Source organism: Flavobacterium branchiophilum NBRC 15030 = ATCC 35035, from assembly GCF_002217205.1.
Classification (GTDB): Bacteria; Bacteroidota; Bacteroidia; order Flavobacteriales; family Flavobacteriaceae; genus Flavobacterium; species Flavobacterium branchiophilum.
In genome coordinates this window covers 19799-28573 of sequence record NZ_MUGT01000128.1, presented here as the reverse complement: position 1 = coordinate 28573, position 8775 = coordinate 19799, and the positions used below count along the sequence as shown (strand labels likewise).

The 8775-nt window shown below is 32.8% G+C and carries 7 protein-coding genes; all 7 read right to left on the bottom strand.

The window, feature by feature from the left end; genetic code table 11:
* Positions 1 to 258: 258 nt before the first annotated feature.
* The gene (locus tag B0A58_RS13080) at positions 259 to 2583 is read right to left on the bottom strand and encodes a penicillin-binding protein 1A (RefSeq protein ID WP_089081431.1); all 2325 of its coding nucleotides are present in this window, start codon (positions 2581 to 2583) and stop codon (positions 259 to 261) included.
* A 51-nt stretch (positions 2584 to 2634) separates the two neighbouring features.
* Positions 2635 to 3120 carry a gliding motility lipoprotein GldH gene (locus B0A58_RS13075; RefSeq protein ID WP_014082788.1) on the bottom strand — a complete coding sequence of 162 codons (486 nt, stop codon included), beginning with the start codon at positions 3118 to 3120 and terminating at the stop codon, positions 2635 to 2637.
* Positions 3104 to 4555: a PSP1 domain-containing protein gene (locus tag B0A58_RS13070; RefSeq protein ID WP_089081430.1), complete on the bottom strand. Its 1452-nt coding sequence runs from the start codon at positions 4553 to 4555 to the stop codon at positions 3104 to 3106. Before B0A58_RS13070 ends, B0A58_RS13075 begins: the two co-directional genes overlap by 17 nt.
* Positions 4556 to 4836: 281 nt before the next feature.
* On the bottom strand, positions 4837 to 5163 hold the full coding sequence (locus B0A58_RS13065; protein WP_165766345.1) for a bleomycin resistance protein: 327 nt from the start codon (positions 5161 to 5163) through the stop codon (positions 4837 to 4839).
* Between the two features lie 34 nt (positions 5164 to 5197).
* Entirely contained in the window at positions 5198 to 5467 is a 270-nt protein-coding gene (locus B0A58_RS13060; protein WP_089081428.1) for a hypothetical protein, read from the bottom strand.
* A 17-nt stretch (positions 5468 to 5484) separates the two neighbouring features.
* Positions 5485 to 7179 (bottom strand): hypothetical protein, encoded by a 1695-nt coding sequence (locus tag B0A58_RS13055; protein WP_089081427.1) that lies wholly within the window; start codon positions 7177 to 7179, stop codon positions 5485 to 5487.
* A complete protein-coding gene (locus B0A58_RS13050) occupies positions 7179 to 8774 on the bottom strand; it encodes an McrB family protein (protein ID WP_089081426.1) in 1596 nt (531 codons plus the stop codon). The genes B0A58_RS13055 and B0A58_RS13050 overlap by 1 nt, the downstream gene beginning before the upstream one ends.
* Between the last annotated feature and the right edge of the window lies 1 nt (position 8775).

Below are 8775 nucleotides of genomic sequence, written 5' to 3'. Positions count from 1 at the left end.
CTAAAAAATAACTACGCATTTTTGGCCTATTTTATAAATATATTTGATATTCATTTGGTGTGAAGTACTAAGTTTGCAAAAGAGCCCTAGCCCAGATTGAAGTGGAAAGGACAAAGCCTCAAAAGGGATTTTTTTGTTGCTACAAAAGAGCGACCACCGGAAGCTCCTTTTGTAGCATACAAAAAACCCTTTTGAGGCTTTGGACTTGAAACGAAAAGCTGGAATAGCTTCTTGTAAAATAGTTAGTTGATGATTGATTTATTCTGTTGGTATAAACTCTTCTGTATTTTGTTCGACATTGGTTGTATCTACAACGGGCTTACGGTAAACAGGGGTATAACAATCTACTTTTATGGATAAATTTTCGGGTCTGGTAAAATTTTCTTTAGAAATATTAAGTGTTTCGTCGGCATAGCATTTTTTCATAAAATAACCCCAAATTGGCAGTGCAGCAGTGGCACCTTGCCCATAAGTAAGGCTTTTGAAACGGGCCGAACGGTCCTCGCAACCTACCCAAACACCTGTTACCAAATTGGGTACCATGCCCATAAACCAACCATCGGATTGGTTTTGAGTAGTTCCTGTTTTTCCAGCAATGGGGTTTGTAAACATATATGGGTAGCCAGTCCAGCGGTTGTCTCCAGCACCACCCCCTTGTGTTCTCAATCTTTCGCCCGATCCGCCTTCTGTTACACCTTCTAAAAGTTTGATTACAGCAAAGGCAATATCTTTGTTTAAAACATCGTGGGTTTCTGGGGTGGGCTCGTAGATGGTTTTGCCATTTTTATCTTCAATTCGTACTAGAAATTGTGGTTTCATGTAAACTCCTTCGTTTGCAAAAGTACTATAAGCGGCTACCATATCGTGTACCGTAATTTCTACAGCACCTAGTGCTATTGATGGTTGAACTGGTATTTCGGATTTAACGCCTAATTTGTGTGTGAGTTCTACAACGTCTTCTGGACCTGTTTGGTCTATCAGCTTGGCCGATACGGTGTTGATGGAATTGGCTAAAGCTCTTTTGAGGGTTACCATGCCTCTATATCGGTTGTCTGAATTTCGAGGTTCCCAGTCTTCGGTAACATGATGACGGCCTTTGTGAATCATAAATGGGCCATCGATAATGGTGTCGCATGGCGATTTGCCCAACTGTTGTATGGCCGTTGCATAAACAAATGGTTTAAAGGTAGAACCTACTTGTCTGGCTCCTTGCCCTACGTGGTCGTATTGAAAATATTTGTAATTGATGCCTCCAACCCAAGCTTTTACCTGGCCTGTTTGGGGTTCCATAGACATTAATCCAGCTTGTAAAAAATGCTTGTAATATCGAATGGAATCCATTGGTGTCATTTCCATTTCTTTGTCGCCATCCCATGAGAATACGGTCATTTTGGTTTTTATCGAAAAAGATTTGATGATTTCCTCGTCCGTTTTATCTTGTTCTTTTAGTACTTTCCATCTTTCCGACGATTTCATGGCTTGCATCATGATTTTATCCGTTTCGGCTGTGGTGATGTTTACAAATGGGGCATTTTTATTGTCTTTGGCTTGGCTAAAAAATTCTTCTTGCAAATTTTTGATATGTGCCGATACGGCTTCCTCGGCATATTGTTGGATGCGAGAATCGATTGTGGTGTATATTTTCAATCCGTCTCTATACATGTCATAATCTGATCCATCTGGTTTTTTGTTCTCTTTTATCCAAGCTTTCATATAGTCTCGAAGGTATTCTCTAAAATAAGTTGCCATACCGTCCAGATGACTTTCTGGATGAAATTTTAAAACAAGAGGTTTGTTTTCTAATTTTGATTTGGCCGTTTCTTCCAAGTAGCCGTTTTTAACCATTTGGTGCAACACTACATTGCGACGTTCTTTGACTTTTTCTGGACGACGCACAGGGTTAAACAACGAAGGGTTTTTGAGCATTCCAACCAACATAGCACTTTCTTCGATGGTTAAATTGCGAGGTTCTTTGCCAAAATATACTTTTGCCGCCGATCGTATTCCAACTGCGGTATTTACAAAATCGGCTTTATTAAAATACATGGCTATAATTTCAGATTTGGTGTATTGTCGCTCGAGTTTGATGGCAATGATCCATTCTTTTACTTTTTGAACGATGGCAATTATTGGGTTTCTTGATCTTTCGCCATGAAATAATAACTTGGCCAACTGTTGTGTAATGGTGCTGGCACCTCCGTTGGTTCCTAATTTTAATACGGCTCTTAAAGTACCACGTGCATCAATACCCGAATGGTCATAAAAACGTTCGTCTTCTGTAGCCACAAGGGCATCTACTAAATGTTTGGGCAAATCTTTGTATTTGATAGAAGTTCGGTTTTCATTATAAAATTTGCCTAGCAAAACCCCATCAAATGAGATGATTTCTGTGGCTAAATTTGAATTTGGATTTTCCAATTCTTCTACGGAAGGCATAGAGCCAAATAGTCCCCATGATGTTAAAAGCACAAACAGAAAAAGACCGCTTATTCCATACAAAAACAATCTCCAAAATTTTCTTTGATAGTGTTTAATATCTTTATTTATTGTGGGGTTTGAGGTGTTTTTTTGGGATATTTTCATGATTTTTTATTTTATTTCACGTTTCACGTTAGTTTGATGGTATGTCATGATTTAGTTTAAAGTTTCAATTCTAAAACCAACTTCGGTTATGCCTTTCAATTCTTTTACACCGTTTACTTCGCTCGATTTGCGAAGGGCTTGTTGGATGTTTACTTTGTAAACGCCATTTTGTTTGAACTGAAATTTTTCTTTGTAAAATAATTTACTCAGCTTTACATCGGTTATGCCTTCGCCCATCAGACTGCCATCTGGATTGGCCATTTCATATTCAAGAGTATCTACTTTGGTTACACCATCGGGTTGTGTCATGGAAACCAATACAAATATATTGTTAAACGGGTAATCATCATTGCATCTGATATTCAAAAATAAATTATAATATTGTTGCTTGTCGAGTTTTGGTAATGTAAACTTCAAAGTGTCATTTTTGCTCCAAGTGCCACCAAGGGATTCATATTCGTCAAAAACCCTTTGTTTGTCGCAACTAAAAAGACAAATGGAAAGCAATAAAATCCAGTAATTATTTTTCAGATTCATTGTTATTATTTGGTGTTTTGTTGTCGTTTCGGTTTGATTGATTGTTTCTGTTTTTGTTTTTATTTCGATTGTTTTTGTTTCGGTGATTGGGTTTTTTGGCAACCGATGTGTTTTCAGAAACAGTGTGGTTCGCTGCTGTTTTCTCCAAAGCTGGTGTTGCATTGGGTTTGATAATGGTTTTGTTTTCTGTATTGTTTTTAACCAACTTGTTCGATTGGTTTTTGTTTGGTACTATTTTATTTTGGTTTGACACTTGGTGTGCCACTTTGCCACCCTCGGTTTTATTTTCGGGTTTTGCATCTGTGTTAGATACTCGTTTTTTGACAGGTCGTTTTTTTCGTTTAGGCTGATCAAAACGAGTCAAACTTTCTTGTCCCATAGCGTTTTTAAATTCTTTTTGTGGCTCTTCAACAGTTTCTAAAGCATAATCTTCTAAAGATGATACTTTGTTTTTGAGTTTGTTTTCGGCAATAATTTCCTGCACTTGTTCTATCTTCAATACCTGCCAATTGGCAAAATTATTAGTGTAGGCAAACCACATCAAGCCCTTGAAAATATCCTGTTTTTGGCATACGGCATCTCCTTTTTCTGTTATCAACTTGGTGTCAAAATCAGGAAAAGCTTTTAGTGCATCCATATAAGTGTCCAACTCATAATTCAAACAACACTTGAGTTTGCCACATTGTCCCGCTAATTTTTGTGGATTCAAAGACAATTGTTGGTATCGAGCAGCCGAGGTATTGACACTTCTAAAATCGGTAAGCCAAGTAGAACAGCACAACTCTCTACCACACGAACCAATACCACCAAGTCTTGAGGCTTCTTGTCGAAAACCTACTTGTTTCATTTCGATTCTGGTGCTAAATTCTCGAGCAAATTCCTTAATTAAGGTTCGAAAATCAATCCGATCGTTTGCGGTATAATAAAAAGTGGCTTTTGATCCATCGCCCTGAAATTCGATGTCAGAAATTTTCATTTCTAATTTTTGTTCGATGGCTAGTTCACGAGCTTTCACTTTCATGACCTCTTCCTTTTCTCGCACTTTTGTCCAAACATCAATGTCTTTTTGCGATGCTTTTCTGTATATTTTTGCAATTTCGGCTGTTTGATAATCAGTACCTTTCTTTTTCATTTGAATTTTAACCAATTCACCTGTCAAGGTAACTATGCCAATATCGTGTCCTGGCGATGCCTCTGTGGCAACAATATCGCCAATAGACAATACGAGCTTTTCGGTATTTCTATAAAATTCTTTTCGGCCGTTTTTAAAACGTATTTCAACACAATCAAAAGGGGCTTCGCCATTGGGCAAACTCATATTGGAAAGCCAGTCAAAAACCGTCAATTTGTTGCAGCTATCGGTGCCACACGAACCATTATTTTTACAACCCTTTGGAGCTCCCCCCTCTGAAGTCGAACAACTTGTACATGCCATAATTGATATAGTAGTTTTGCATCAAATGCAAATTAAGTTCTTATTTTGTTTTGAGTGTAAAGATATTATTTTTAGTTAAACTTTATAACCATGTATTCAAGTTTTTTAAAAAATTATCATTTTGCAACAGATGTTCAGACGCAATTACTCCAATATTTTATTCCAAAGCCACTTTTTTGAACTTGAAGCAAAACAAAATACGCCATTTTTTATGGCAATAATAAAGCTACTATTTCCAGTAATGTAAAACCGGCATCGACCTATCAATAAGAATAACATCATTATACCGATTCCCCAAAAGTCAATAAATTATGATCGGGGTCGAGAATGGAAAATTCTTTTTGCCCCCACGGTTTGGTTTGCAAATGTCCCGCTGGGTGGATTTTTACGTTGTTTTTGACAAAATTTTGATAAACCGTTTCAATATTTTCAGTTCGGATATAGACTTGCCCATAATTTTCTAGCGGATTAAGGCTTGGAAATTCAAAAAAATGGAGTTGGATTTGGTCTTTTTCGAGCATCAAATAGCCTTCAAAATCAGCACTTCCAAAAACCTTAAAGCCCAATTTCTTGTAATAGAAGTCTTTGGTAATGGCTTTGTTCCGCATGGGGAGTTTGGGGTGGGTTTGGGTGAGCGTGGGGTTATAAAGTAAAAAAATGAATAAAATCGAATAAATCTTCTTCATCTTCTCTAAATTTCAATACAATATTTGATTTTAAGTTATCAAGCCAATTTTCAATTTCTTCTTTTGTTTTAAATTTCTCTAAAAAATGAAATCGCTCATTGGCTTCAATGTCTTCAAATTCATTAAAATAAAATCCGATTTCTGTATTGAAACTATCGCTATAACTATCGCTTGGATTAGAGAGAAGCTCTTTTAAATAGTTTATTTTTTCTACTAATTGCAACATGTTTATGAATTTTAAATTTATTCCAATATCTTTTCTATAAATACATTTTCTTTAATAAAAGTGCTTAAATTTTCATCTTTTTTCTCATCAAAATATCTTGCAATTAGTAACTTTTTATCAATAGTATAAAAACATTTGCCATTTAATAATCTGAAATTTGCTTCAACAAGTTCTTTTGCAGATTCCACACTCAAATCTTTTTCAAAAATAGTAAATTTTGATTTATTTTCATCATTGAAAAAATCTAAAAATTGATTTCTAAATTTATCTTTAGAATCTTTTCTAAAATCATCAATTTTTGTGCCTGAAAATGTTGAATATGCTTTTAAAACATACAAAAAATTAATCTCATATTGATGCACAAACAAAGTATCTCTATCAAATAATCGGTCTTCAAAATGAAATGATTTTATAGGTAATTCATTTTTTGGAATTAAATGATGGGCATCAAAATCATGAACATCTTTAATATAGCCATAAATAAAAAAGTTCGGAGTAATATTATATCCTTCGGTAATTTCGTTTCGATAGCGAATATTTTCTTTATAAATCTTATTTTCGTTCAATAAATCAATATTAAATTGAATGACATTTTTGGCGTATGTGAATTGTTTGTATTTTGATAATTTGCCAGCTTCTGAACCTGATTTATAATATTTTGAATCCCCAATATAAAAAATATCAGAGGTGTCAATCAATGATTTATGGTCAAAAATATGGTCAATTATTTTGCCGTCTTCGTTGTATTTCAATTCGTCTAACGAAACAGAATCCACTTCTTTAGTTTCATCTAATTTATCCGAAAACAATTTATCAATCATGTCTTCAAAAACGATGTTGTAATTTCTAACAGAAATAAATTCTTCTCGTTTTTTCTTGCTACTTCCTGTGTCTGTTTTTGCAAAATAAAGTTCACACAACAAATACATTTTTCGCATAACATCTGAAAAATAACGATGTTTAATTTTTCTCAATTTAGAAAGTCCATTTTCTTGTAATTGCTCAAATTTATGCCCTTTTATGAGTTGATAACTGCTATCTATTTTTAAATACAATTGATGGTCTTCATTGAATTTATTTAATATTGAGAAAAAATACACCAATAATTCTTCTTCTTGGTTAATGATTTTCTTTTTGTTATTAATTTCAATATAAATAGGCTGTTTTTTTGCATCTAAAATGGGCAACGATTTGCGAATTGTCTTTTCCCATTTTGGTTTTTTAGCTAGATTGGATTGGTATTCAATGTGTTTGTAAAGAATCGTATTTTTATTTTTTTTGTAAAAATTCACGAAACTCAAAAGCAAGTCCAAATAAGAATATTCCAAATCGCCTAAATTGGAATTCATTTCATAAGTCAATGAAGAATCTACAATTGAAGTGTCTTTAATTCTTCTTTGATATTCGGTAAGACTTTTATAAAACAAAATTAATAATTGTCTAATCCAATTATATTCTTCTTTGTGTTTAAAAGTTTCATGGTTTTTGAAATCGAATAAGGCTTCTTTTGAAATTTCAAAAACCGTTTTTTCACCATCCTGCATAAAAACTTTTGGCAACATATAAACCAATTCTTTATTTTCAAAAGAATGGTAATAGCCTACCGAAGTGATTTTGCCCAAAATACCATTTTGCGTATAGAATTTTGGATCATCAAAAACCTGATTTAAGATTTCTATGGGATAATTTTCGCCTTCAATTAAGATTTTCATTAACCTTCGTTATTTTCAGTTAATGAATTTTCGTCTATTAAATCAGCATCTTTTTTTAGATTAATAGGCTCTAAACCAATTCTTTGAAATAATTCAATCGTTTTTATTTTTCCATTTGTTTCAATTGGGAAAAAATCTTCATAATAAGTATTCGCTTCAAATACTTTATTTTCTTCATCTTTAAAAACATCATTCCATAAATAAAAAATCACTTTATTGATGAATTGTTTTAATGAAATTTTATTATCGATTTCAGGTTTAATAAAATAGTTTCCAATGCATTTATCCATCCCTAAAGATTGATTTTCTTTAATATGTGAAATGTTAATTTTTTTTATAAAATCATTCCAACTATAAATAGAGCCATTTTCTGTATCAATTTGAAAGTAAAAGGATTTATTTTCTTTTTTATCATCATTAAACTTTTCATAATTTATTGGCACATATTCCCATTCCCAACGTCTTTTAAAAGCACTATCCATAGGAAATAATGATTGGTCAGATGTGTTCATGGTAGCATAAATCGTCAAATTGGGTGGAAGTTTCAAGCCATTTGCAATGCCTTCATGCTTTTCATTATCACCAAATTTTTCAATTAAATGATTTTTCAATTCCTCTGATGGCGAAACGGTATAATTGCTGTTTCTATCCAATAACTGAAAAATATCTCCAAAAATTTCAGCACAATTTCCCCTGTTAATTTCTTCTATAACTAAATAATATTGATTGTTTGGGTCTAACCACGCACGTTCATAAATATTGGTAAAAGCTTGAGGTACAAATTTATAACTTATACCTCCATCTTTTTCAGAAACTGGTTTGTAACCACCCACAAAAGAAGCATTATCAAATTCAGGGTGAAAAGTAACACGTTCATAAAATTTTGTATCCAAATTTTTTATCACTTGATCCACTTTGTATGATTTTCCGGTTCCAGGAGAGCCGAAGAAGATTTTTTGTTCGGTGTTTTTTAAAGGGGATGTATTTAAATTTGATTTATTCATTTGACTAAACCTGTTTTCTAAATAATCATAAATTTCTAGGTTTTCAGTCAAATTATAAATTAAGCTACCTAATTTTGCAGATGATGCATCTGGTACGTTTATTATTTTTAAAATTACAGAACCAAAAAAATCAGAAGCACTACGTAATTTATAATCATTTGTAGTGCCATTAATTATTGATTTGGCTCCAAAATTTAAAGTTTGATTTGATGAAAACATTTTTTTAAATAATTCCAAATCTTCATTAGTGTAGTTTAATGAATCATTCAATATCGTCCTGCTATTTATAAATTCACCTAAAACATTTTTGTCATTATGACTTTTAATTCTATCAAATGCATCTGTGTATTTTTTTAGTTCAGTTGCGAAAGGTTTAATTTTAATAGCTAATAAAATATATTGACTTGGGATAAAAATAATATTATTTTCAGAATGAAATTTAATAGAATGAGATTCAACTTTTTCTACATTTGGTAAATTATTAATTTTAATTCTATCTTCATTATTAAATGTAATTTCTTCCCATTCTTTATTCTGCAAAAAATAACTTTTGAGTTCGTTCCCTAAAATTGAAATATCTGTAAGATTCATG